The following is a 21929-nucleotide window of genomic DNA, read 5'->3' as shown; positions in this document are numbered from 1 at the left end:
ATTCGGACGAGGCGCTGACGCGGGAATGTACTTGACAGCGCGATGGCACTCCGTCAGATTCGGCCCCGAACATAGGACGTCCCACGTCCTGATTGTCCCGCTATATAGAAGGCTGGGTGTCGATGAGTCTTCCGGCTCCCCTTACCGGTGTCGTTCCGCCCCTGTGCACCCCGCTCACGCCCGCGGGCGAGGTCGATACCTCTTCCCTCGCCGCGCTCGCCGAGCGGCTGATCGACGCGGGGGTGAGCGCGCTGTTCGCGCTCGGCTCCAGCGGAGAGGCCGCCTATCTGAACGACCGAAGTCGCCGTACGGCCCTTAAGGCGGTCATCGAGGCCGCAGGCGGCCGGGTGCCCGTCCTCGCGGGGGCGATCGACATGACGACCGCGCGGGTGCTCGATCACGCCCGTACGGCGGCGGAGCTGGGCGCGGACGCCGTCGTGGCCACCGCGCCCTTCTACACCCGCACTCATCCCCTGGAGATCGCCGACCACTTCCGGCGGCTGCGCGACGGAGTGGACGTGCCGCTGTTCGCGTACGACATCCCGGTCTCCGTCCACTCCAAGCTGACGCCCTCGATCCTGCTTCCGCTGGCCGCCGACGCCACCGTGGTGGGGGTCAAGGACAGCAGCGGGGACGACGGAGCGCTGCGGCGGATGCTCGTCGAGGTCCGCCGGCGCGGCCTCAACGACTCCTTCACCGTGCTCACCGGCTCCGAACTGTCGGTGGACGGCGCCCTGCTGGCGGGGGCCCACGGCGTCGTCCCGGGGCTGGCCAACGTCGATCCGGCCGGTTTCGTCCGGCTGTACGAGCACGCGCGGGCGGGCCGCTGGGAGCAGGCGGCCGCCGAACAGGACCGGCTGGCCGCGCTCTTCGCCATCACCGACGCCGGGGACCCGGCGCTGATGGGCGGCAGTTCGGCGGGGCTGGGCGGCTTCAAGGCCGCGCTGCGGCTGCTGGGCGTGATCGAGTGCGCGGACACCGCCGCGCCCCAGGTGCCGCTGGGCGAGGAGGCCGTCAAGACCGTACGTCAACTTCTGGAGGAGGGAGGGCTGTTGCCGTGACCGAAGCCACCACGGTGCCCTGGTACCGAGAGGTCTCGCGGGGTCAGTGGAAGTCCATGTTCGCCGCCTGGATCGGCTATCTGCTCGATGGTTTCGACTTCGTACTGATCACGCTCGTCCTGACCGAGATAGCCGACGAATTCGATCTGAGCACGGCGTCGGCGGCGAGCCTGGTCTCGGGCGCCTTCATCACCCGCTGGCTCGGCGGGGCGGTGCTGGGCGCGCTGGGCGACCGCTACGGCCGTAAGGCCGCGATGATCGTCAGCATTCTGCTCTACTCGCTCGGCACCTTCGCCTGTGGGTTCGCCTGGAACTACATCAGCATGTTCACGGCTCGCCTTGTGATTGGCATGGGCATGGCTGGTGAGTACAGCGCCAGCGCCACCTATGTCCTGGAGAGCTGGCCCGCGCGGCTGCGCAACCGCGCCTCCGGCTTCCTGATCTCGGGCTACTCGGGTGGCACCATCCTCGCCTCCGAGCTCTACAAGTGGGTGGTGCCCCACTGGGGCTGGCGCTGGATGTTCTGGATCGGCGTGCTGCCGGTGCTGGTCGCGCTATGGGTGCGGCGCGCGCTTCCCGAGGCCGGGGACTGGCATGAGGAGGTGGCGACGGCGAAGGCGCGGCCGAACCCCTTCGGGCCGCTGTTCGCCGGACGCGCCCGCGCGAGCGTCAACACGGCGCTGGCCGTGGCCGCGAGTGTCGCGCTGTTCCTGGTCTTCACCCCGCTGGGCGCGGGCCTGCGCTGGCCGCTGTCGCTCCTGGCGGCGGGGTGTCTGATCGCCTTCGCGGCCCAGCTCGGCGGACGGCGCCGCTGGTCGTTGTATGTGGCTCTGACGTGCACGGTCTTCTGCGCCTTCCTCTACAGCTGGCCGATCCAGGCGCTGCTGCCCACCTATCTGAAGGAGCAGCTCGGGTACACCCCGTCCGAGGTCACCGATGTGATGTTCTACGCCGGGTTCGGGACGATGGCCGGCTGCTGGCTGGCGGGGTTCGCGGGCGACTGGCTCGGCACCCGGCGTGCCTACGTCTACACCCTGCTCGCCTCGCTGGCCTTCGTCTTCCCGGTGTTCGCGGTGCAGGACACCCTGGTCGGGCTCGGAGTGCTGCTGTTCTTCCTGCTCGCGCTGAGCCAGGGGATCTCCGGCATCCTGCCGAAGTACATCGCGGGTCACTTCCCGACCCGGACGCGGGCGGCCTCGCTCGGCTTCGTCTACAACACCGGGGCGCTCGGCGGCGCGGTGGCGCCGGTGCTCGGCGCCCATCTGGCCGAGGGCATGTCCCTCGGGCGGGCGCTGGCGGTGCTCACCTTCGGGCTGACGCTGGTGGTGATCGTGCTGGTCGGCTCCGATCTGCCGCGCAGGCTCGGCCGACTGACCGATCCGGCGGGCGACGAGGACCATCTGGTGCCCGAACAGCCGCTGTCCATGGCGGGGCCGGGCATGGAGAAGACCTGACCCGGAAGGCCGGTCGGCGCCACACCCGGCCCGCCGTGCTGCCGCAGGGGCCAAACCTGCTTGCCGGGCAAGGGGCTTGGTTGTCCACAGGCCCAGGAGAGGGCTTGTGGAATGCGGGACGCGTTCTTAGCATCGGCGGTGTTACAGCGGTGGTGTCACACGATTGGGGGACGGCATGACGGTGGCGGCGGAGGACGGGGCGACGGCGGCCGGTCCGCTGGCCGGAGTGCGGGTGGTGGAGCTCGCGGGGATCGGGCCGGGACCGTTCGCCGCCATGGTCCTCGCCGACCTCGGCGCCGATGTCGTCCGCGTCGACCGCCCCGGAGGCGCCGGCGGCCTGCGGATCGACCCGGACTACGACCTCACCAACCGCAACAAGCGCTCGGTGCTCCTCGACCTGAAGGCCGAGGGGAGCGTGGCCGCCGTGCTCGACCTCGTGGAGCACGCCGACATCCTCATCGAGGGCTACCGCCCGGGGGTCACCGAGAAGCTGGGCCTCGGCCCGGAGGACTGCCTGGCCCGTAACCCCCGGCTGGTCTACGGCCGGATGACCGGCTGGGGGCAGGAGGGTCCGCTCGCCCGGACCGCCGGCCATGACATCAGCTATATCGCCGTCACCGGCGCCCTCAGCATGATCGGCGCCGCCGACGGCCCGCCCATCGCCCCCGCCAACCTCCTGGGGGACTACGCGGGAGGCTCGCTCTATCTCGTCATCGGCGTCCTGGCCGCCCTGCAGCACGCCCGCGCGGGCGGCCCCGGCCAGGTCGTGGACGCCGCGATCGTCGACGGCACCGCCCATCTCACCTCCGCCATCCACGGCATGATGGCCGCCGGAGGCTGGCGGGACCAGCGAGGCACCAATCTCCTCGACGGCGGCTGCCCCTTCTACGGCACCTATGAGACCGCCGATGGCGGCTATATGGCGGTCGGGCCCCTGGAGCGCAAGTTCTACGCGGAGTTCATCGAGCTGCTGGGCATCGCCGACCAGGCCCCGGCCCGCGATGACTTCGACAGCTGGGCCGCGCTGCGCACCGCCATCGCCGACCGCTTCAAGCAGCGCGGCCGTGAGGAGTGGACCGCCGTCTTCAGCGCCTCGGACGCCTGCGTCGCCCCCGTGCTGTCGCTGCGGGAGGCCCCGGCCCATCCGCACCTCGCCGCCCGCTCCACCTTCGTCGACCACGGCGGGATCACCCAGCCCGCGCCCGCCCCGCGCTTCTCCGCCACCCCGGGCGCGGTGCGCCGCGCGCCCGTCCGGCCCGGGGTGGACACCGCCGAGGTGGCCCGCGACTGGGGAGTCACCTCGCTCCTCGAGGGAAACCCGTCAGGAACGTCATGAACCCCCGTCCGTTTCCCGCCGGCCTCCTGAGCCGTCCCCGCCCGACCCCCTCCCTTGAAAGGCCGCTGACGTGAGCACCGAAGCGTATGTGTACGACGCCATCCGCACCCCGCGCGGGCGCGGTAAGGCCGACGGTGCCCTGCACGGCACCAAGCCCGTCGACCTGGTGGTGGGCCTCATCCATGAGATGCGGCGGCGGTTCCCCGAGCTGGACCCGGCGGCCATCGACGACGTGGTCCTCGGCGTCGTCAGCCCGCTCGGCGACCAGGGCTCGGATATCGCCAAGATCGCGGCCATCGCGGCCGGGCTCCCGGACACGGTCGCGGGCGTCCAGGAGAACCGCTTCTGTGCCTCGGGCCTGGAGGCCGTCAACCTGGCAGCGGCCAAGATCCGTTCCGGCTGGGAGGACCTGGTGCTCGCGGGCGGCGTCGAGTCGATGTCGCGGGTGAAGATGGGCTCCGACGGCGGGGCCTGGTTCGCGGACCCGATGACCAACTACGAGACCGGATTCGTACCGCAGGGCATCGGGGCCGACCTCATCGCCACCACCGGCGGCTACAGCCGCCATGACGTGGACAGCTTCGCCGCGCTCTCCCAGGAGCGGGCCGCGCGGGCCTGGAAGGAGGGGTACTTCGACCGCTCCGTGGTCCCGGTCCGCGACCGCAGCGGGCTGACCGTCCTCGACCGGGACGAGCACATCCGCCCCGGCACCACCGCCGAGACCCTGGCGGGCCTGAAGCCGTCGTTCGCCACCATCGGCGAGGCGGGCGGCTTCGACGCGGTGGCGCTGCAGAAGTACCACTGGATCGAGGCGATCGACCATGTCCACCACGCCGGGAACTCCTCGGGCATGGTGGACGGCGCCGCCCTGGTAGCCATCGGCAACCGCGAGGTCGGTGAGCGCTTCGGGCTGACCCCGCGCGCCCGGATCGTCTCCGCCGCCGTCTCCGGCGCCGACCCCACCATCATGCTCACCGGACCGGCTCCCGCCACCCGTAAGGCGCTCACCAAGGCCGGGCTGACCATCGACGACATCGATCTGGTCGAGATCAACGAGGCGTTCGCGGCGGTGGTGCTGCGCTTCGTGGACGACATGGGGCTGAGCCTGGACAAGGTCAACGTCAATGGCGGCGCGATCGCGATGGGCCATCCGCTGGGCGCGACCGGCGCGATGATCCTCGGCACGGTGATCGACGAGCTGGAGCGGCGCGACGGGCGGTTCGGGCTGGTGACGCTGTGCGTGGGAGGCGGGATGGGCATCGCGACGGTGGTCGAGCGGCTTTAGGGGGTGACCGACGGATCGTGACGCCTGCGGCGGGCTGTTCCCCTCCCCGCCCCTTCCCTCAACTGGGGCTCCGCCCCAGGCCCCGGAGTCCACGATCCGCTGGACGCCCCGTAGAGCCGAGCGGCTCTCAGAACGCCGCCGTTCCCCCTCCTTCCCGCCCCCTCCCCACGCCCCTTCGCCCTGGAGACCTCAGATGAGCCACCCCACCACCGCCTCGACCATCCGCTGGGAGCAGGACGACGCGGGCGTCGTCACCCTGGTGCTCGACGACCCCGGCCAGTCCGCCAACACCATGAACGCCGCGTTCATCGACTCCCTCGACGCGATCGCCGACCGCGTCGAGGCCGAGCGGGACACCATCCGCGGCATCATCGTCACCTCCGCCAAGAAGACCTTCTTCGCCGGCGGCGACCTCAACGACCTCCTTCGGGTCGGGCCCGACCAGGCCCAGGAGATCTACGAGAAGAACCTCCGCATCAAGCGCGGGCTGCGCCGGATCGAGACCCTCGGCAAGCCCGTGGTCGCCGCGATCAACGGCGCGGCGCTCGGCGGCGGGCTGGAGATCGCGCTCTCCTGCCACCACCGCATCGCCCTCGACGCCCCCGGGTCCCGTATCGGCTTCCCCGAGGTCACCCTGGGCCTGCTCCCGGGCAGCGGGGGCGTCGCCCGTACCGTCCGGCTGCTCGGCGTCACCGACGCGCTGCTCAAGTGGCTGCTCCAGGGGGCGCGGTACAGCCCCCGGCGCGCCCAGGAGGCGGGGCTGGTGCACGAGGTCGTGGCCACCCGTGAGGAGATGCTGGCCCAGGCGCGGGCGTTCATCGACGCCCACCCCGAGTCGGCACAGCCCTGGGAGGACAAGGACTACCGGATCCCGGGCGGCACCCCGGCGCAGCCGAAGTTCGCCGTCAATCTGCCCGCCTTCCCCGCCAATCTGCGCAAGCAGCTGGGCGGCGCGCCCTACCCGGCGCAGCGCAATATCCTGGCCGCCGCCGTCGAGGGGTCCCAGGTGGACTTCGAGACCGCGCAGACCATCGAGGCCCGGTACTTCACCGAGCTGGTCGTCGGCCAGACCGCCAAGAACATGATCCAGGCGTTCTTCTTCGATCTGCAGGCGGTCAACTCCGGCGCCAACCGGCCCCAGGGGATCGAGCCCGGTCAGGTCCGCAAGGTCGCGGTGCTGGGCGCCGGGATGATGGGTGCGGGCATCGCGTACGCATGCGCCAAGGCGGGCATCGAGGTCGTCCTCAAGGACGTGTCCGTGGAGGCCGCGGCCAAGGGCAAGGCGTATGCCGAGGGACTGCTGGCCAAGGCGCTCACCAAGGGCCGGACCACCGAGGCCAAGCGGGACGAGTTGCTGGCCCGGATCACCCCGACCGGTGATCTCAGCGACCTCGAGGGCTGTGACGCGGTCATCGAGGCGGTCTTCGAGGACCCGGCGCTCAAGCACAAGGTGTTCCAGGAGATCGAGGGCGTCGTCGCCCCGGACGCGCTGCTGTGCTCCAACACCTCCACCCTCCCCATCACCCTGCTCGCCGAGGGGGTGCAGCGCGCCGACGACTTCATCGGACTGCACTTCTTCTCGCCCGTCGACAAGATGCCGCTGGTCGAGATCATCAAGGGCGAGCGCACCGGCGACAAGGCGCTGGCCCGCGCCTTCGATCTGGTGCGGCAGATCAACAAGACCCCCATCGTGGTCAATGACTCCCGCGGCTTCTTCACCTCCCGCGTCATCGGCCACTTCCTCAATGAGGGCGTGGCGATGGTGGGGGAGGGCGTCGACCCGGCCTCCGTGGAACAGGCCGCGGCCCAGGCCGGATATCCGGCCAAGGTGCTCTCCCTGATGGACGAGCTGACCCTGACCCTGCCGCGCAAGATCCGCGAGGAGACGCGCCGGGCGACCGAGGAGGCGGGCGGCGCGTGGCGGCCGCATCCGGCCGACGCGGTGCTCGACCGCATGGTGGAGGAGTTCGGGCGCCCCGGCCGCAGCGGCGGCGCGGGCTTCTACGACTACGACGAGACGACCGGCAAGCGGACGCGGCTGTGGCCCGGACTGCGCGAGCACTTCGGGCGGGGCGGGTCCGGCGGTGCCGGTGGGTCCGGTGGGTCTGGCGGGTCTGGCGGGTCTGGCGGTTCCGGCGGTTCCGGTGGCGAGGGCAATCGCATCCCCCTCGAGGACATGATGGAGCGGATGCTCTTCAGCGAGGCCATCGACACGGTGCGGCTGCTGGAGGAGGGCGTGCTGACCTCTGTCGCCGACGCCAACATCGGCTCCATCCTCGGCATCGGCTTCCCCGGCTGGACGGGCGGAGTGCTGCAGTACATCAACGGATACGAGGGTGGCGTGGCCGGTTTCGTCGCCCGTGCCAGGGAGCTGGAGGCGGCGTACGGGGAGCGGTTCGCCCCGACCACGCTGCTCCGGGAGAAGGCCGAGCGTGGGGAGCGCTTCACGGACTAGGTGGCCGTACGGCGGATCTTTCCCCTCCCCGCCCCTTCCCACAACCGGGGCCCAGCCCCGGCCCCCGCCGGGGCTCCGCCCCTGGACCCCGCTCCTCAAACGCCGGAGGGGCTGGATTGCGGACGCCGGAGGGGCTGGATTGCAAGCGTCGGAGGGGCTGGATTGACGGGCCGGCCGGTCGGGGCCGGCCCGTCAGCGTGCGCCCAGACGGCGTTCGAGCCGCTCGCCCACCCCCGGGCACCGCTCCCGGGTGATGTCCAGGAACGCCGCCAGCACGGGGGAGCGGTCCTGGGCGCGGAACGACATCACCAGCTCCGGCAGTTCCACCCGCGGGCTCACCTCGCACACCCGGACGTCCGGCCGCGCCGCCACCCGCAGACACGCCGGGCCGAGCCCCACCCCGACCCCGCACGAGGCCAGCCCGATGATGGTGTGCGCATCCCACGCCTCGGTGACCCCACCGGCCCGCGCGGGCGCCTCGGCGCCCTCGCCCAGCAGCGCGGTCAGCCAGGCCGCGACCACCGGCTCCTCATCCGCGGGCGCCACGATCAGATGCTGGCCCCTGAGCTGCTCGACGCTCACCCTGGACTGCCCGGCGAACGGATGGGCGGCGCCGACGACCGCCACCAGATGGTCCCGGCCGACCGTGACCGACACCAGCTCCTCGGCGCCCACGCCCCGGGGCGCACCCCGCCCGATGGCGATGTCCAGCTCGCCCGCGAGCAGCGCCGCCGTGGACCGGCGCGTCGACATCTCCTGCAGCCCCAGCCGCACTTCGGGGCGTTCCCGGATGAACTGGCCCAGCACGGACGGCAGCAGCTCCAGCAGCGCCGAGCCGATGAAGCCGAGCCGCAGCCGCCCCGTCTCGCCCCGGGCGGCCCGGCCCGCGTCCGACACGGCGGCCGACATCTCGGCCAGCGCCCGGCGCGCCCTGGCCAGGAACGCCTCGCCCGCGGCGGTCGGGAACACCCCACGCGCCGTACGGTCGAAGAGCCGCGCGCCCAGCTCCCGCTCCAGGGCCGCGATCTGCTGGGACAGCGGGGGCTGGGCGATCCCGAGGGCGGCGGCCGCCCGTCTGAAGTGCTGATGCTCGGCCACCGCCAGGGCGTACCGCAGATGTCGTGACTCCATCGGACCCAGGATATCCGAGCCGATATCCAAGAGATATCGGCGGCGGGGTTGTCAGATATGGCGGTGGATAATGCCGAGCCGCGCCGGTGGACTGTTCTCCATGAGTGCCATGAGCCCCAGAGCGCCTTTGAGCGATGCCCAACCCGTGAGCGAGATCCACCCCGCCCCCTCCGGCACCGTGTTCGTGCTGGTCCACGGCGCCTGGCACGCCTCCTGGCAGTGGGCACCCACCCAGCGCGCCCTGGCCCGGCTCGGCGCGGCGAGCCTCGCCGTCGACCTGCCGGGGCACGGCTTCGAGGCACCGCTGCCCTCGGGCCACCACCTTCCCGGCCAGCCGGGTTTCGCCACCGAGAAGTCGGCGCTGGCCGGGCTGACCCTGGAAGAGTGTGCCGGGGCCGTCGTCACCGCGCTGCGATCGGTGCGTGGGTATCAGAAGGTCGCGCTGGTCTCGCACAGCGCCGGTGGCGCCTCGGCGTCCCTGGCCGCGGAGCGGGCCCCCGAGCTCGTCGACGAGCTGATCCATCTGTCGTCCTTCGTCCCCGCCGGGCGCCCCCGCTTCGCCGATTATCTGGCGGCCCCCGAGCAGACCACGACCGTACGGGGGCAGGGGCTGATGCTGGGCGACCCGGAGGCCATCGGCGCGTTCCGGATCAATCCGTTCTCCGTCGATCCGGCGTACGTGGAGGAGCTGCGGCTGACCTACTACCACGACGTCCCGGCCGGGTCCTTCGCCCGCTGGTACCACGCCCTGAGCCCCGATCTGCCCTTCGCGGTGCCGACCACCCCGATCGCCCTGACCCGGGAGCGGTGGGGCCGGATCCCGCGCACCTTCATCCGGTGCGCCGAGGACTGGGCGTGCACCCCCGCGATGCAGGATCTGATGATCGCGGAGGCCGACGCGGCCATGCCGGACCAGCCCTTCACGGTGCGCTCGCTGCCGGGCAGCCATTCGCCGTTCGCCGCCCGCCCCGAAGAGCTCGCCGCCGCGCTCACCGGCGGCGAATGACCACCACCGGTGCCCGGGGGCGGTCGGCCGTCGCGCCGCCCCGGGCCCGCTCAGCCCCATTCACGGTCCGCGCCCGCAGTCCGCGGCTCAGCCCGCTTCACACTCCGCGGCTCAGTCCGCGTCCTGCCCGTACCAGGCCCGCAGCTCGTGCTTCATCGACCGCTGGAAGGCGATCACCAGCGCCTCCACCACCAGCGGCTGCATATGGGCCGACAGCGACTTCTTCGCCTGCATCCGCTCCGGTCCGCTCCCGGACTCGTGATCGCGCTCGGGCCCCCAGACCTCGTCCCGGAACAGCCGGCTGAGCTCGCGTGCCGCGGAGCGGGTGTGTTCCAGCACGACCGTATGGGCCGTGCGTATCGTCTCCATCTCGATCGGCACGTCCAGCAGCCGCAGCCCCAGATGGAGCACCTTGGGGTCGATCCGGAAGCGATCCGGGTCGTCGGTGCGCTCCAAGGCGTCCAGTGCGGCCAGCCGGTCGATGTCCTCCTCCGTGAGCTCCCGCCCGGCCCGCCGGTCCAGCTGTTCGCGGGTCGTCTCCTCGGGGGCGTCCGGGCCCCAGGAGGCGACCAGGGCCCGGTGGAGCGCCAGATCGTCCTCGCTCAGATCCGGTGGCAATTGGCTCAGATAGCGCTCGATGGCGGACAGGGTCATGCCGTGGCGCTGCAACTGTTCGATCAGCGCGAGCCGGGAGAGGTGCTCGGGGCCGTAGTGGCCGACCCGGCGCGGGCCGATCACCGGCGGCGGCAGCAGCCCGCGGGTGCTGTAGAAGCGCACGGTGCGCACGGTCACCCCGGCGCGGGCCGCCAGTTCATCGACGGTGAGGGTGGGTTCCTCGGTGCCGGGAGTGGTCATCGGCCGTGCCTCGCTCTCCGCGTCGTCCTGCTCCGCCGGGCTGCTGCCCGATCGGGTTCATCAGTATTGCTGTCGCAGCACCGCTGTGAAACCTCTCCCCGCCACTGGCTCAACTCCGGGATCAGCACCACCTGTTGACGATCTCTTTACCGATGAATAGCGTGCCTCGCTGTTCAGTTGTGTTGGTTTTCTTCCGAATCTGTTAGGTGGGGTCGGATTGAGGTCGGAACGCGGCAGATATGGGATACGGCGACTGATCGGGGCGGTGCTGGCCATGACCATGGCTGTCGGCCTCGGTCTCACGGCCGTGGACACGGCCGTCGGGAGGTGGTCGGACGCGGGCAAGTTGCCCGCCGATGTGCATACGTACCTCGAGGACCCGGAGCGGACCGGCGAGGGCCAGGAACCCCCGCACACCTGACTGCGGCCGGACGGGCCCGACCGCAAGGCGTGGGAACGCGGTCTGGACGGATCCTGGCGGTTCGCGATGGCCGAGCGCCAGAGCGTCGGATTCCGCGAGATCGAGGTCAAGGACAAGCAGCTCACGCTCAACGGCAAGCGCAATCCTGATACGTGGCGTCAACCGCGCCGAGACCGACCCGGCCACCGGGCGTCATGCCATCCGCGCCCGGATGGAACAGGACGTCCGGCTGATGAAGCGGCTGAACGTCAACGCGAGGCGAGGGTGCCCGCACCGGCAAGGTGAAGGTCACCAATGAGCGCCCTTCACCGGCACCGATGATCTCGCCCTGCGCTGGACGGTGACCGAGGGCGCGCGGACCGTCGCCAGCGGCACCCGCGCCCTGGACGTCGGGCCCGGCGAGAGCGCCACGGTCCAGCTCCCGGCCCCGCCCGCCAACCCCGGGGGCTATGAGCGCCATCTGACCGTGCGGGCCGTCACCGAACACTCCACCGACTGGGCCAAGGCCGGGCATGTGGTCTCCTTCGGCCAGTTCGCGGTCGGCGGCGACAAGGTGCCCGAGGCCCCCCGCCCCGGCCGCAGGCGGGCGAGCCAAAGCCGTCGAGCGCGGCGACACCGTGGGGGCCAGCGGCGAGGACTTCCAGTACACCTTCGGCAAGAAGGAGGGCATGCTCACCTCGATGCGCGTGGCGGGCCGCGAACCGCTCCGCTCCGGCCCCGAACTGGACGCCTGGCGCGCCCCGATCGGCAATGAGCGCTCCGACTGGGGCACCGCCGAGGGCAAGCGCTGGCGGACCCTGGGCCTTGACCGGCTGCGCACCACCGTCGACGGCATCGAGACGACCCCCGGCGACGACGGCACGGTCCCTGTCACCGTCCGCTCCACGGCCGCCGCGCCCGATGTGACCGGCGCGTCCTTCGGCCAGACCGTGGCCAACCGGGTCGATGGCGCGGGCCAGGTCCGGATCCGGCATCAGGTCGAGGCGCGCGGCGACTTCCGCACCCTGTCCTGTCTGCCCAGGATCGGTCTCCAGCTGAAGGTGCCCGAGCGGTACGGCACCTTCCGGTGGTACGGGCGCGGGCCGGTGGAGAACTTCAACGACCGTAAGGACGGCACGCCCATGGGCGTCTGGTCCTCCTCGGTCGAGGACCAGTACGTCGAGTATCTGAAGCCCCAGGACCACAACCCCGACGATGTGCGCTGGACGTCCCTCACCGACCGCGGCGGTGCCGGACTGCTGGTCTCCGGCGATCTGGAGGCGGGCGCCAGCGCGTACGTCGAGCTCGACCGCGCCGCCTATCCGCACTTCCTCAAGCGCAACGACGGCTGGAACACCCTGCACGCCGACCACGCGGTCACCGGCGCCGGCGACACCCCCAACCCGGTGCGCGACCAGTACCGGGTGAAGGCCGACAGCGCCTACGACTACGCGCTCACCCTGCGCCCGCTCAGCGGCGGCGCGGGGGCGCACACTGGAACAGGAGAGAAGTAACCGCGCCACCCATGGTCCCATGAGCACGCAGAGCCCCCGCCGCCCCGCCGAAGGCCACGACCCGCCGCCCGCCGGCGGCATCCTGTGGGCCGTGGCGGGGGAGCTGCGCAGCCTGCTCGCCCTGCCGGCCGCGATGACCATGCAAGTGGCGCATCCGGCCGTCGGGGCGGGCGTGGACCAGTACTCCGTCTTCCGCACCGACCCCTGGGGGCGCGGGGAGCGCTCCCTGCGGTCGGTGCAGCTGTGGGTGTACGGCGGTGCGCAGGCCCAGGCGGAGGGCCGCCGGCTGCGCAGGCTCCACGCGTCCATCCAGGGCGTCGACGCGCACGGCCGCCCGTACCGCGCGCTGGACCCGCCCGTCTACGCCTGGGTGCACGCCACCGGCTATCCGGTCTATCTGCGCGCCCAGCGCTATCTGGGCACCCGCCCCTTCACCGCCGCCGAGGAGCGGCAGCTGTACGGGGAATGGCTGCGGATCGGACGGGTGCTGGGCATCGACGACCGCGAGATGCCGGGATCCGTCGAGGAGTTCTGGCCCTACTACCGCGCGATGGTGCGCGAACGGCTGGAGCCGACCGCCGTCACCCGTGAACTGGCCGCGCCCGACGCGCCGGTGCCTCCGCCGGGTCCGCTGCCGCCGCGGCTGCTGTGGCCGCTGCTGCGCCCGCTGTTCACCCGCTTCCGCGCGTTCCTCACCGTCGGGCTGATGCCGCCGGACGCCCGGGAGGCGATCGGGCTGGGGTGGACGCGGGGGCAGGAGCAGCGGCTGCGGTGGTTCGGGAGGGTCGTCCGGGTGGTGGTCCCGCTGCTGCCCGAGCGGCTGCGCTATCTCCCCATCGCACGTGAGGCCCGGCACCGCGCCCGCGCAGGACGGCCGTGACCAGGGGATATGCCGGGCGCCAGCGCATCACGGCGGCGCTGTGCCCCGGCCGGGGCGGGGGACCCGGCCGGGGCTTCGGGGGCTCAGCGGCCGTGGGTGCGGTGCGTGTCCTGGATCCGCTGCCACGACTTCGGCCGCACCGGCGCCTTGGCCGGGCTCAGCTCCGCCGCCCGCGCCTGCGCGGCGGCAGGCTTCGACGGGGTGAACAGCCAGGTGTCGAAGAGCGTGGCCAGGGGCTTGCCGGACACCTTCTCCGCGTAGGTCACGAAGTCCTTGACCGAGGCGTTTCCGTACCGGTTCTCCGTCGTCCAGCCCTTCAGGATCGCGAAGAAGTCCTTGTCGCCGATGTGGTTCCGCAGCGCCTGGAGGGCCAGCGCGCCCCGGTCGTACACCGCGTCATGAAACTGGTTCTCCGGCCCCGGGTTGCCCGGCTCGACCTTCCAGAAGGGGTCGTCGGCCGGGTAGGAGGCGTAGGTGTAGTCCGCCAGCTCCTGCGCGGTGCCCTCGCCCTCCTTCTCCGACCACAGCCACTGGGCGTAGCTGGCGAAGCCCTCGTTGACCCAGATGTCGCGCCAGTCCTTCAGCGAGACGCTGTCGCCGAACCACTGATGGGCCAGCTCATGCACGACCAGTGAGGTGTTCGCGCCCTTGGCGAACCCCTTCGGGCTGTAGAACGGCCGGGTCTGGGTCTCCAGCGCGTAGCCCGTGGGCACATTGGGCACATAGCCGCCCAGCGCGTCGAAGGGGTACGGGCCGAAGACGGTGGACTCCCAGTCGACGATCTCCGCCGACCGCTCCACGCTCGCCCGCGCGGCCCCCGCGTTGTCCCCGAGGTCCTTGCTGTATGCGTTGATCACCGGCAGACCGTTGGCGGTCGTGTCCGTCGTGATGTCGAACTTGCCGACCGCCAGCGTGGTCAGATACGTGGCCTGCGGCTTGCTGGAGCGCCAGTTGTAACGGGTCCAGCCCAGCTGGGAGCTGGTCGACTGCAGGGTGCCGTTGCTGATCGCCTGCGTTCCGTCCGGCACCGCCACCGACACGTCGTAGGTGGCCTTGTCGAGCGGATGGTCATTGCTCGGGAACCACCACCACGCCGACTCCGGCTCGTTGGCCGCGATCCCCCCGTCCGGGGTGCGCAGCCATGAGGTGAACCCTCCGGCCACCACCTTCGAGGGGGTACCGCTGTAGCGCACGACCACGGTGAAGGGGCGGTCGGAGGACAGCGGCGCGGCCGGGGTGATCTCCAGCTCATGGTCGCCGGTCTTGGTGAACGAGGCCTTCTTCCCGCCCACCAGCACCTCGCTCACATCGAGCGCGAAGTCCAGGTTGAACCGGGACAGATCCTGCCGGGCGTCGGCCACGATCGTCGCCGTGCCCTCCAGCCGGTCCGTCGTCGGCTGGTACTTCAGCCGAAGGTCGTAATGGGAGACGTCGTACCCGCCGTTGCCGTACGAGGGGTAGTAGGAGTCCCCGATGCCGGGGGCGCCCGGCGTGGCATCGGCCGCCGACGCCGGGATCGCCAGCAGCAGGCAGGCCGCGGCCGCGCCCGGGACGAGGAGTCTGTGGTGACGCACGAGTCCTCCAACTCGTAGGGGAGAACGATCACTCGTGACCTTATGTACTCCTCACACGCACCTCACGTCCATCACGCCGTCCGACATCCAATCGACATCCGGACGCAACGCGAATCGACTCGGACACGATCACGACACGTATCGCCCTCTTCTATACGGGAGTTGACTCGCGCTACCGTCCGGCCGTGCTGCTACAGACGCGGACACCCCGCATCCCCTGGACCACGCTCGTGCTGTCGGCGGTCACCGCGCTGGTCGCGGCCGCCATATCCCTGCTGCCACCGCTCGGCGCCCCGGCCGCCCACGCCGCTTCCACCGCGCCGAGCGCACCGGACGGCAGATCCGAGAGCAGACCCGTCTACTCCTACGAGAAGGCCATCCGGGAATCCGTATGGGTGGACACCACGATCGACGGCGACGCGGACGGAGAGACCGACCGGGTCGCCGTCGACATCGTGCGGCCGCGCGAACCCGCCGCGCAGGGCCGCCGCATCCCCGTCATCATGGACGCCAGCCCGTACTACTCCTGCTGCGGCCGCGGCAACGAGAGCCAGACCAAGACCTATGACGCCGCCGGGAATCCGGTCCTCTTCCCGCTCTTCTACGACAACTACTTCGTACCGCGCGGCTACGCCACCGTCCTGGTCGACCTCGCCGGAACCAACCGCTCCGACGGCTGTGTGGACGTCGGCGGCCGCTCCGACATCCTGTCCGCCAAGGCCGTGGTCGACTGGCTGAACGGCCGCGCCACCGCGTACTCCACCCGCACCGGCGGGCAGCCGGTCAAGGCGAGCTGGTCCAACGGCGCCACCGGCATGATCGGCAAGAGCTACGACGGCACCGTCGCCAACGGGGTCGCCGCCACCGGCGTCAAGGGCCTCAAGACCATCGTGCCCATCGGCGCCATCTCCTCCTGGTACGACTACTACTTCGCCAAGGGTGCCGCGCTCTACGACTCCGGCCCCGACGGACTCTCGGACGCCGTCGAGAGCGATGACGCCCACGCCCGCTGCGCCGCCGTACAGAAACGTCTCGTCGAGGGCGCCCCGCGCAGCGGCGACTGGACCGGCCTGTGGAGCGAGCGCGACTATGTGCCGGCCGCGGACAAGGTGCGGGCCAGCGTCTTCGCCGTCCACGGCGCGCAGGACCTCAACGTCCGCACCAAGCACCTCGGACAGTGGTGGAACGCCCTCGCCGACGCGGGCGTCGAGCGCAAGATCTGGCTCTCGCAGACCGGGCATGTCGACCCGTTCGACTTCCGGCGCGGAGAGTGGGTGCGGACCCTGCACCGCTGGTTCGACCACTACCTGCTCGGTATCGACAACGGCATCGAGCGCGAGCCGATGGCCGATGTCGAGCGCGCCCCCGACCAGTGGTCCACCGACCGGGTCTGGCCCCCGTCCGGCACCCGGCAGACCACGTTGCGTCCGCGCGGCGGCGCCACGGCCGGAGTGGGCGTACTCGGCACCGAGCGGGCCGAGCCCGGCGCGACGGAGACCTTCACCGACGATCCCGCGCTGAGCGAGGCCGACTGGTCCGCGGCGATCGACACCTCGACGCCCGGCAAGGCGGGCTTCACCACCGGTCCGCTGACGAAGGACCTGCGACTGTCCGGCTCCGGCACGGTCACCGTCACCGCCACGCCCTCCACCGCGAGCGCCCATCTCTCCGCGGTCCTGGTCGACCTCGGCCCGGCCACCATCCGGAACTACACGGCGAGCGGCGAGGGCATCACCACCCTCGACCGGCGCAGCTGCTGGGGCAGCAGTACGGCGGGCGACAGCGCCTGCTTCAAGGAGACCGCCGCGGACCGGGCCAACGTCGACTACACGGTCTTCAGCCGGGGCTGGGCCGACCTCGGCAACTTCGCGGACGACGGCAAGGGCCGCCCGCTGACCCCGGGCAAGGCGTACACCATCACCCTGGACCTCGCGGCCACCGACCATGTCGTCCCGGCCGGCCACCGCCTCGGCCTGATCATCGCCGGCACCGACGCGGGCCTTCTCGAACCGCCGTCCACCACCCCGCGGCTGACCCTGGACCTGCCCCGCACCTCGGCCCGCCTGCCGTTGGTCGGCGGCGCCCCCAAGGCCGCGGCCGCCCCCTCGCGCACGGCGGCCACACCGCCCCTGAAGGGCGTACGGGCCCCGCAGCACCGCACCCCGCTCCCGTCCACGTCGACGTCCACCCACTCCACCCGCGGCTGAGCCCCGCACCGGCGGGTGCCGCGCCGCCACGGCCAGTGGCGGCGCGGCACCCACCGGCGGCGGGCCGTGGCACGACGCCGGCACCGATATCGCTCCGTATCCCTCTCACCCCAGGAGGTCCTTCGTGTTCTCGCGGTCACCCCTCTTCCGCAGCGCCGCCTGCGGCGCGATCGGTGCGCTGCTGACCGGATCGTTCCTCAGCGCGCCCGCGCGGGCCGAGCAGCGTCCGCCGCGTACGGGGTTCGAGATCAGCCATGGCGCACGGTGGACCACCCAGACCGAGGAGGCGGACTTCCTCGCGGCCGTCGACACGTCCGCCCCGCGCGTGGCCGTCGACCGGATCGGCGCCACCGCGCAGGGGCGGCCGCTGCGGCTGGTGCGGATCGGCGCCCCGGCCGCACCCGTCGACCCGGCCAAAGCGGCGCGCGGCAACGTCCTGCTGCTGATCTGCTCCCAGCACGGCGACGAGCCCTCCGGCCGTGAGGCGTGTCTGTCCACCGTCCGCGACCTCGCCTACGCCAAGGACCGCCGGACGCGACGCTTCCTGGAGCGCACCCAGGTCCTCGTCGTCCCGACCGCCAACCCCGACGGCCGCGCCGCCGACACCCGCGGCAACTCCGACGGCGTGGACATCAACCGCGACCATGTCGCGCTCGCCACCGCCGAGTCCCGCGCGATGGCGGGCGTCATCCGCGACTGGCGCCCGGACACCGTCTACGACCTGCATGAGTACGGCGCGACCGTCCCGTACTACATGAAGGATCTGCTGGCGCTGTGGCCGCGCAACCTCAACACCCAGGACCCGGTGCACCACGAGGCGCGGACCCTGTCGGACACCTATGTGCGCCCGAGCGTCGAGGCCGCGGGCCACACCACCGGCGTCTACGGCATCTGGACCGACCCCGAGACCGGGGAGCCGGTCAAGCAGGTGGCGGGCGACGGGCAGGAGCGGATCCTGCGGAACACCGCGGGCGTCAAGCACTCCGTAGGGCTGCTGGTCGAGACCCGGGTCGACCCGCTCACCGACGCCGAGAAGGCCGACCCCGCCGTCAACAACCGCCGCCGGGTGGGCTCCCATCTGGCCGCCCTGAACGGCGCCTTCGACTTCATCACTAAGCGGCGCGGCCGGATCGAGGCGGCCACGACGGCGGCGCGGCTGGCCGGCTACGCGGACCGGGGCCCGGTCTACCTCGGCGGCGCGGACAACGAACCGCCGGAGGAGGGTACGATCCTGCAGGATCCGCCGTGCGGCTACCGGCTGGACGCCGCCCAATACGGCGAGGTGCGGGACGAACTGGCCCTGCACGGGGTGACGGCCCGGCCCGTCAAGGGCGGCGGAGGCGCCTTCGTACCGCTGCGCCAGTCGGCCCGCGCACTCGTGCCGCTGCTGCTGGACGGCCGCGCCGCGTACCACCTCACCGCCGGGCAGCCGGTGGACAAATGCTGACATGAAGCTTTGATGGCATGCTAAAACGCCGGCCCCGCGGCCGGTTGGCATGCATCCCAGAGTCCTGGGTAGCCGGAAATCCGTCAGCCAAACCCCCAGTGAAAGGCTTTTTGCGTGCCGCAGACAGGTACAAGCGCGGGGGACGTCGGCGGCGATCCCCCGGCCACCGTGGATACTCCCGGCGCCGGCTCCGCCGGGCCCCATGCGGCCCCCCGGACGGACCGCGTGGTGTTCGGCGTCTCCGCCGCGCTCACGCTGGCCTTCGTCATCTGGGGGTCCGTCGCGAGCGACACCCTCGAGAGAGTCTCGGACAGCATGCTCTCCGGGCTCATACACAACGGCGGATGGGCCTTCGTCCTGGCCGCGTCGGGGTTTGTCATCTTCGCCCTCTGGCTGGCCATGAGCCGCTACGGCAAGATCACCCTCGGAAAGGAGGGCGAGGAACCCGAATTCCGCACCGTCTCATGGGTCGCGATGATGTTCAGCGCGGGCATGGGCATCGGTCTGATGTTCTACGGCGTGAGTGAGCCGCTGTCGCACTTCGTATCGCCGCCGCCCGGGACCGACCCCAGCAGCGCGGCCGAGAAGATGCAGACCGCGATGTCCACCACGCTCTTCCACTGGACGCTGCACCCCTGGGCCATCTACGCGGTCGTCGGTCTGGCCATCGCGTACAGCACCTTCCGCCGCGGCCGCCGGCAGACGATCAGCGCGGTCTTCACACCGCTCATCGGCTCGAAGAACGCCAACGGCTGGGCCGGCCGGGTCATCGACATCCTGGCCATCTTCGCCACGCTCTTCGGCTCCGCCGCATCGCTCGGCCTCGGCGCGCTGCAGATCGGCAGCGGTATCGAGGTGCTGGGCTGGAAGAGCGACGTGGGCACCGGGCTGCTGGTCGCCGTGATCGCGATCCTGACGGTCGCCTTCATCGCGTCCGCCGTCTCCGGTGTCGCCAAGGGCATCCAGTGGCTGTCCAACATCAATATGGTGCTGGCGCTCTTCCTCGCGGTCTTCGTCTTCGTGGCCGGCCCGACCATCATCATCCTCGACCTGCTGCCGACCTCGATCGGCTCGTACATCGGCGATCTGCCGCAGCTGGTGGGCCGCACCGAGGCCACCGGCGGCAAGTCGGTCGCGGACTGGCTGAGCAGCTGGACGGTCTTCTACTGGGCCTGGTGGATCTCCTGGACGCCGTTCGTGGGCATGTTCATCGCCCGGATCAGCCGTGGCCGCACCATCCGGCAGTTCGTGGGTGGCGTGATCCTGGTGCCGAGCACCGTCAGCCTGCTCTGGTTCGCCATCTTCGGCGGTTCGTCGATGAAGCTCCAGGCCGCGGGCCGGCTGGGGAAGGAATCCACCCCCGAGGGGCAGCTGTTCGGGGTGCTGGACCAGTACCCGATCGCCGGCGTGATGAGCGTCCTGGTGATGATCCTGGTCGGCATCTTCTTCGTCTCCGGCGCCGACGCGGCGTCCATCGTGATGGGCACGCTCTCGCAGAAGGGCGCCTTCGAGCCGACCCGCTTCGTCGTCATCTTCTGGGGCGTGATCACAGGCGCGGTGGCGGCCGTGATGCTGCTGATCGGCGGCGGCGGGGGCGATGCCCTCACCGGGTTGCAGAACCTGACGATCCTGGTGGCCGCGCCCTTCACGCTGGTGATGGTGGGGCTGTGCTGGGCGCTGTTGAAGGATCTGCGGCGCGACCCGCTGATCGTGCGGGGCGAGCGGGGTGAGGAGGCCGTCGAGATGGCGGTCATCGCCGGTCATGAGAAGTACGACGGCGAGTTCGAGATCCGCATCGGCCCGGCGACCCCGCCCGACGCCGGCTCCGACGCCTCGTCCGAGGACGGAGACAGGGACGGCGCGGACGGATCGGGCGATCGCGCCGCCGCGGCCGAGCGCCGCTAGCCGCCCTGGCCGCCCCCGCAGGGCGCGGCCGTGACCTGCCGCCCGGACCCGATGGTCCGGGCGGCGCGTCGTGTCGGCGCGTTGTGTCGGCCCGGGCAGCGGATCATGGCGTCCGACACGGCGTAAGCGGCGACCCGGGCCGCCCGGCGCACCGCCGGTTTCCCCCTGATACGCCCCGCAACGGGAATACTTGGGGCATGACCTCCGAGTACGTGACGTTCGGGCTGGCGCCGGCGATGCGCGCGGGCGGTGTGCTGGCCGATGGCACGTACCAAACCCACCGCGACTTCCTGGACTTCGTGGTGGACGGCAGGCCCCTGCTGGCGCGCCTCGCCGACCTTGACGCGGTCTCACCGCTCGCCGCCGACACGGGGCCCTCCGCCCTCGCCGAGCAGGTGCGCAGGCTGCTCCTGGAGGCGGAGACGCCGCTGGAGGGAAGCCGGTGCGTCATCTACGGCTGTCCGGAGTGCGAGGGGCTGGAGTGCGGGGCCGTCACCGCCGTGGTCGAGCGGGACGGGCCGGACGTCGTCTGGCGTGACTTCGTCTGGCAGACCGGCGAGACCCCGGACGTCGAGCGCGACGGCTACCACGACATGGGCCCCTACCGCTTTCGCGGCGAGCAGTACCGGGCCGCGCTGAAGCGGCTGCTGACCGCCGACGGCGCGCCCGCGCCCGAGGTCCCGACGGGCCCGAGGGCGCTGCTGATCGGGCAGCGCGCCGCCGTCCTCGCCAAGCTGGCCGCCGCGCTGCGCAACATCGGCATCGGCGCCGAGATCACCCTGGACGCGGTGGGTGCTCACGCGGATGAGCTGCGCAAATATGGTGCGGTGGTCTTCGGCCGGACGGTGGGCCCGGGCGAGCGTGACGCGGTCCGGGACGCCTTCGCGGCGGCGCGTTCCGACGCGGTGTGCGTCACCGCGCTCGCCCCTATCGTCCCCCTGCTCGTCGCCCAGGTGGAACAGGCCCTGGACCGCACCCCGTACGACCGCCGCCGCCTCCTGCGCCTGACGGCGGTGGCGGGCGGCGCCGAGGCGGTGGTCGAGGTCGCGTCCGCCTGCCGGGTGAGGCTGGTGGCCCACCGCCTCGACCGGCTGTCCCGGCCCCATGCACGCGAGCTCTTCGACACCGTCCTGGACCCGGGCACCCACCGCATCCCCCTGGACCCCCGCGCCGTCCGCGGCCGGTCCTTCCTGGCGGCCCGCACGAGCGACGCGGTACGGGTCGCTCCCGTGGAACGGTAAGGGCGCGCCCGGCTCCACACGCTCTCACCGGGTGACCCCGGGCTCGCGCTCGGAAGGGCCGCCGCGACGGTGCAGGACTGCGCGTCAGGGCCCCGCCCGGCCCGCATCCCGGAGCCTGCCTTCGCTGTGGGTGGGCCGTGCCCGCCTTGACCGGGCCGGCCAGTGGTTGCCTTCCGGC

At 71.7% G+C, this 21929-nt stretch carries 17 protein-coding genes and 1 pseudogene; 15 read left to right on the top strand and 3 right to left on the bottom strand.

Annotation, left to right across the window (positions count from 1 at the left end; genetic code table 11):
- Nucleotides 1–122: 122 nt before the first annotated feature.
- The 5 genes from ACFYOY_RS43450 to ACFYOY_RS43430 all read left to right on the top strand — a co-directional run bounded on the left by ACFYOY_RS43450 (nucleotide 123) and on the right by ACFYOY_RS43430 (nucleotide 7591).
- Entirely contained in the window at nucleotides 123–1061 is a 939-nt protein-coding gene (locus tag ACFYOY_RS43450) for a dihydrodipicolinate synthase family protein (RefSeq protein ID WP_388593331.1), read from the top strand.
- A complete protein-coding gene (locus tag ACFYOY_RS43445; protein WP_388593328.1) occupies nucleotides 1058–2515 on the top strand; it encodes a sialate:H+ symport family MFS transporter in 1458 nt (485 codons plus the stop codon). Before ACFYOY_RS43450 ends, ACFYOY_RS43445 begins: the two co-directional genes overlap by 4 nt.
- A gap of 175 nt (nucleotides 2516–2690) precedes the next feature.
- A complete protein-coding gene (locus ACFYOY_RS43440) occupies nucleotides 2691–3851 on the top strand; it encodes a CaiB/BaiF CoA-transferase family protein (RefSeq protein WP_351900728.1) in 1161 nt (386 codons plus the stop codon).
- Between the two features lie 70 nt (nucleotides 3852–3921).
- The gene (locus ACFYOY_RS43435; RefSeq protein WP_093465894.1) at nucleotides 3922–5136 is read left to right on the top strand and encodes an acetyl-CoA C-acetyltransferase; all 1215 of its coding nucleotides are present in this window, start codon (nucleotides 3922–3924) and stop codon (nucleotides 5134–5136) included.
- Nucleotides 5137–5329: 193 nt separating this feature from the next.
- Nucleotides 5330–7591: a 3-hydroxyacyl-CoA dehydrogenase NAD-binding domain-containing protein gene (locus ACFYOY_RS43430; protein WP_388593324.1), complete on the top strand. Its 2262-nt coding sequence runs from the start codon at nucleotides 5330–5332 to the stop codon at nucleotides 7589–7591.
- Between the two features lie 192 nt (nucleotides 7592–7783).
- Here ACFYOY_RS43430 and ACFYOY_RS43425 read toward each other — a convergent pair whose 3' ends face one another.
- Nucleotides 7784–8722, bottom strand: a complete 939-nt coding sequence (locus tag ACFYOY_RS43425; RefSeq protein WP_388593322.1) for a LysR family transcriptional regulator — start codon at nucleotides 8720–8722, stop codon at nucleotides 7784–7786.
- 109 nt (nucleotides 8723–8831) lie between these two features.
- On the opposite strand from ACFYOY_RS43425, the gene ACFYOY_RS43420 reads away from it, so the two are divergent.
- Nucleotides 8832–9728, top strand: a complete 897-nt coding sequence (locus ACFYOY_RS43420) for an alpha/beta hydrolase (RefSeq protein WP_351900735.1) — start codon at nucleotides 8832–8834, stop codon at nucleotides 9726–9728.
- Nucleotides 9729–9839: 111 nt separating this feature from the next.
- On the opposite strand, the gene ACFYOY_RS43415 is transcribed toward ACFYOY_RS43420, so the two are convergent.
- A complete protein-coding gene (locus ACFYOY_RS43415; protein WP_351900737.1) occupies nucleotides 9840–10583 on the bottom strand; it encodes a MerR family transcriptional regulator in 744 nt (247 codons plus the stop codon).
- Nucleotides 10584–10857: 274 nt separating this feature from the next.
- Between ACFYOY_RS43415 and ACFYOY_RS43410 the strand changes: the two genes are divergently transcribed.
- The 5 genes and pseudogenes from ACFYOY_RS43410 (at nucleotide 10858) to ACFYOY_RS43390 (ending at nucleotide 13377) form a co-directional block, all read left to right on the top strand.
- Nucleotides 10858–11004, top strand: coding sequence for a hypothetical protein (locus ACFYOY_RS43410; RefSeq protein ID WP_388593352.1), 147 nt, complete (start codon nucleotides 10858–10860; stop codon nucleotides 11002–11004).
- On the top strand, nucleotides 10940–11302 hold the full coding sequence (locus ACFYOY_RS43405) for a glycoside hydrolase family 2 TIM barrel-domain containing protein (RefSeq protein ID WP_388593318.1): 363 nt from the start codon (nucleotides 10940–10942) through the stop codon (nucleotides 11300–11302). The genes ACFYOY_RS43410 and ACFYOY_RS43405 overlap by 65 nt, the downstream gene beginning before the upstream one ends.
- A 42-nt stretch (nucleotides 11303–11344) precedes the next feature.
- Nucleotides 11345–11485 (top strand): annotated as a pseudogene (locus tag ACFYOY_RS43400) (hypothetical protein); the annotation flags it as partial.
- A 136-nt stretch (nucleotides 11486–11621) separates the two neighbouring features.
- Nucleotides 11622–12497 carry a beta-galactosidase small subunit gene (locus ACFYOY_RS43395; RefSeq protein WP_388593316.1) on the top strand — a complete coding sequence of 292 codons (876 nt, stop codon included), beginning with the start codon at nucleotides 11622–11624 and terminating at the stop codon, nucleotides 12495–12497.
- A 19-nt stretch (nucleotides 12498–12516) separates the two neighbouring features.
- Nucleotides 12517–13377, top strand: coding sequence for an oxygenase MpaB family protein (locus ACFYOY_RS43390; RefSeq protein ID WP_388593314.1), 861 nt, complete (start codon nucleotides 12517–12519; stop codon nucleotides 13375–13377).
- Between the two features lie 83 nt (nucleotides 13378–13460).
- Here ACFYOY_RS43390 and ACFYOY_RS43385 read toward each other — a convergent pair whose 3' ends face one another.
- A complete protein-coding gene (locus ACFYOY_RS43385) occupies nucleotides 13461–14951 on the bottom strand; it encodes a M1 family metallopeptidase (RefSeq protein ID WP_388593311.1) in 1491 nt (496 codons plus the stop codon).
- A 185-nt stretch (nucleotides 14952–15136) separates the two neighbouring features.
- On the opposite strand from ACFYOY_RS43385, the gene ACFYOY_RS43380 reads away from it, so the two are divergent.
- The 4 genes from ACFYOY_RS43380 to ACFYOY_RS43365 all read left to right on the top strand — a co-directional run bounded on the left by ACFYOY_RS43380 (nucleotide 15137) and on the right by ACFYOY_RS43365 (nucleotide 21751).
- Nucleotides 15137–17158 (top strand): Xaa-Pro dipeptidyl-peptidase, encoded by a 2022-nt coding sequence (locus ACFYOY_RS43380; RefSeq protein ID WP_351900749.1) that lies wholly within the window; start codon nucleotides 15137–15139, stop codon nucleotides 17156–17158.
- 124 nt (nucleotides 17159–17282) lie between these two features.
- Nucleotides 17283–18605 carry a M14 family metallocarboxypeptidase gene (locus tag ACFYOY_RS43375; RefSeq protein WP_388593308.1) on the top strand — a complete coding sequence of 441 codons (1323 nt, stop codon included), beginning with the start codon at nucleotides 17283–17285 and terminating at the stop codon, nucleotides 18603–18605.
- A 168-nt stretch (nucleotides 18606–18773) separates the two neighbouring features.
- Nucleotides 18774–20510 (top strand): BCCT family transporter, encoded by a 1737-nt coding sequence (locus ACFYOY_RS43370; RefSeq protein ID WP_351900810.1) that lies wholly within the window; start codon nucleotides 18774–18776, stop codon nucleotides 20508–20510.
- A gap of 197 nt (nucleotides 20511–20707) precedes the next feature.
- Nucleotides 20708–21751: an oxidoreductase gene (locus ACFYOY_RS43365; RefSeq protein WP_388593306.1), complete on the top strand. Its 1044-nt coding sequence runs from the start codon at nucleotides 20708–20710 to the stop codon at nucleotides 21749–21751.
- The last annotated feature ends 178 nt before the right edge of the window (nucleotides 21752–21929 follow it).

The organism is Streptomyces sp. NPDC007875 (assembly GCF_042868035.1).
Classification (GTDB): Bacteria; Actinomycetota; Actinomycetes; order Streptomycetales; family Streptomycetaceae; genus Streptomyces; species Streptomyces antimycoticus.
This window is presented reverse-complemented; position numbering and strand designations above follow the sequence as displayed.

What these genes read in the sequence shown, in the direction of transcription:
- ACFYOY_RS43450 (WP_388593331.1), top strand. Translation starts at nt 123, where the DNA reads ATGAGTCTTCCGGCTCCCCTTACCGGTGTCGTTCCGCCCCTGTGCACC.
- ACFYOY_RS43440 (WP_351900728.1), top strand. Translation starts at nt 2,691, where the DNA reads ATGACGGTGGCGGCGGAGGACGGGGCGACGGCGGCCGGTCCGCTGGCC.
- ACFYOY_RS43430 (WP_388593324.1), top strand. Translation starts at nt 5,330, where the DNA reads ATGAGCCACCCCACCACCGCCTCGACCATCCGCTGGGAGCAGGACGAC.
- ACFYOY_RS43425 (WP_388593322.1), bottom strand. Translation starts at nt 8,722, where the DNA reads ATGGAGTCACGACATCTGCGGTACGCCCTGGCGGTGGCCGAGCATCAG.
- ACFYOY_RS43420 (WP_351900735.1), top strand. Translation starts at nt 8,832, where the DNA reads ATGAGCCCCAGAGCGCCTTTGAGCGATGCCCAACCCGTGAGCGAGATC.
- ACFYOY_RS43415 (WP_351900737.1), bottom strand. Translation starts at nt 10,583, where the DNA reads ATGACCACTCCCGGCACCGAGGAACCCACCCTCACCGTCGATGAACTG.
- ACFYOY_RS43410 (WP_388593352.1), top strand. Translation starts at nt 10,858, where the DNA reads ATGACCATGGCTGTCGGCCTCGGTCTCACGGCCGTGGACACGGCCGTC.
- ACFYOY_RS43405 (WP_388593318.1), top strand. Translation starts at nt 10,940, where the DNA reads ATGTGCATACGTACCTCGAGGACCCGGAGCGGACCGGCGAGGGCCAGG.
- ACFYOY_RS43390 (WP_388593314.1), top strand. Translation starts at nt 12,517, where the DNA reads ATGAGCACGCAGAGCCCCCGCCGCCCCGCCGAAGGCCACGACCCGCCG.
- ACFYOY_RS43365 (WP_388593306.1), top strand. Translation starts at nt 20,708, where the DNA reads ATGACCTCCGAGTACGTGACGTTCGGGCTGGCGCCGGCGATGCGCGCG.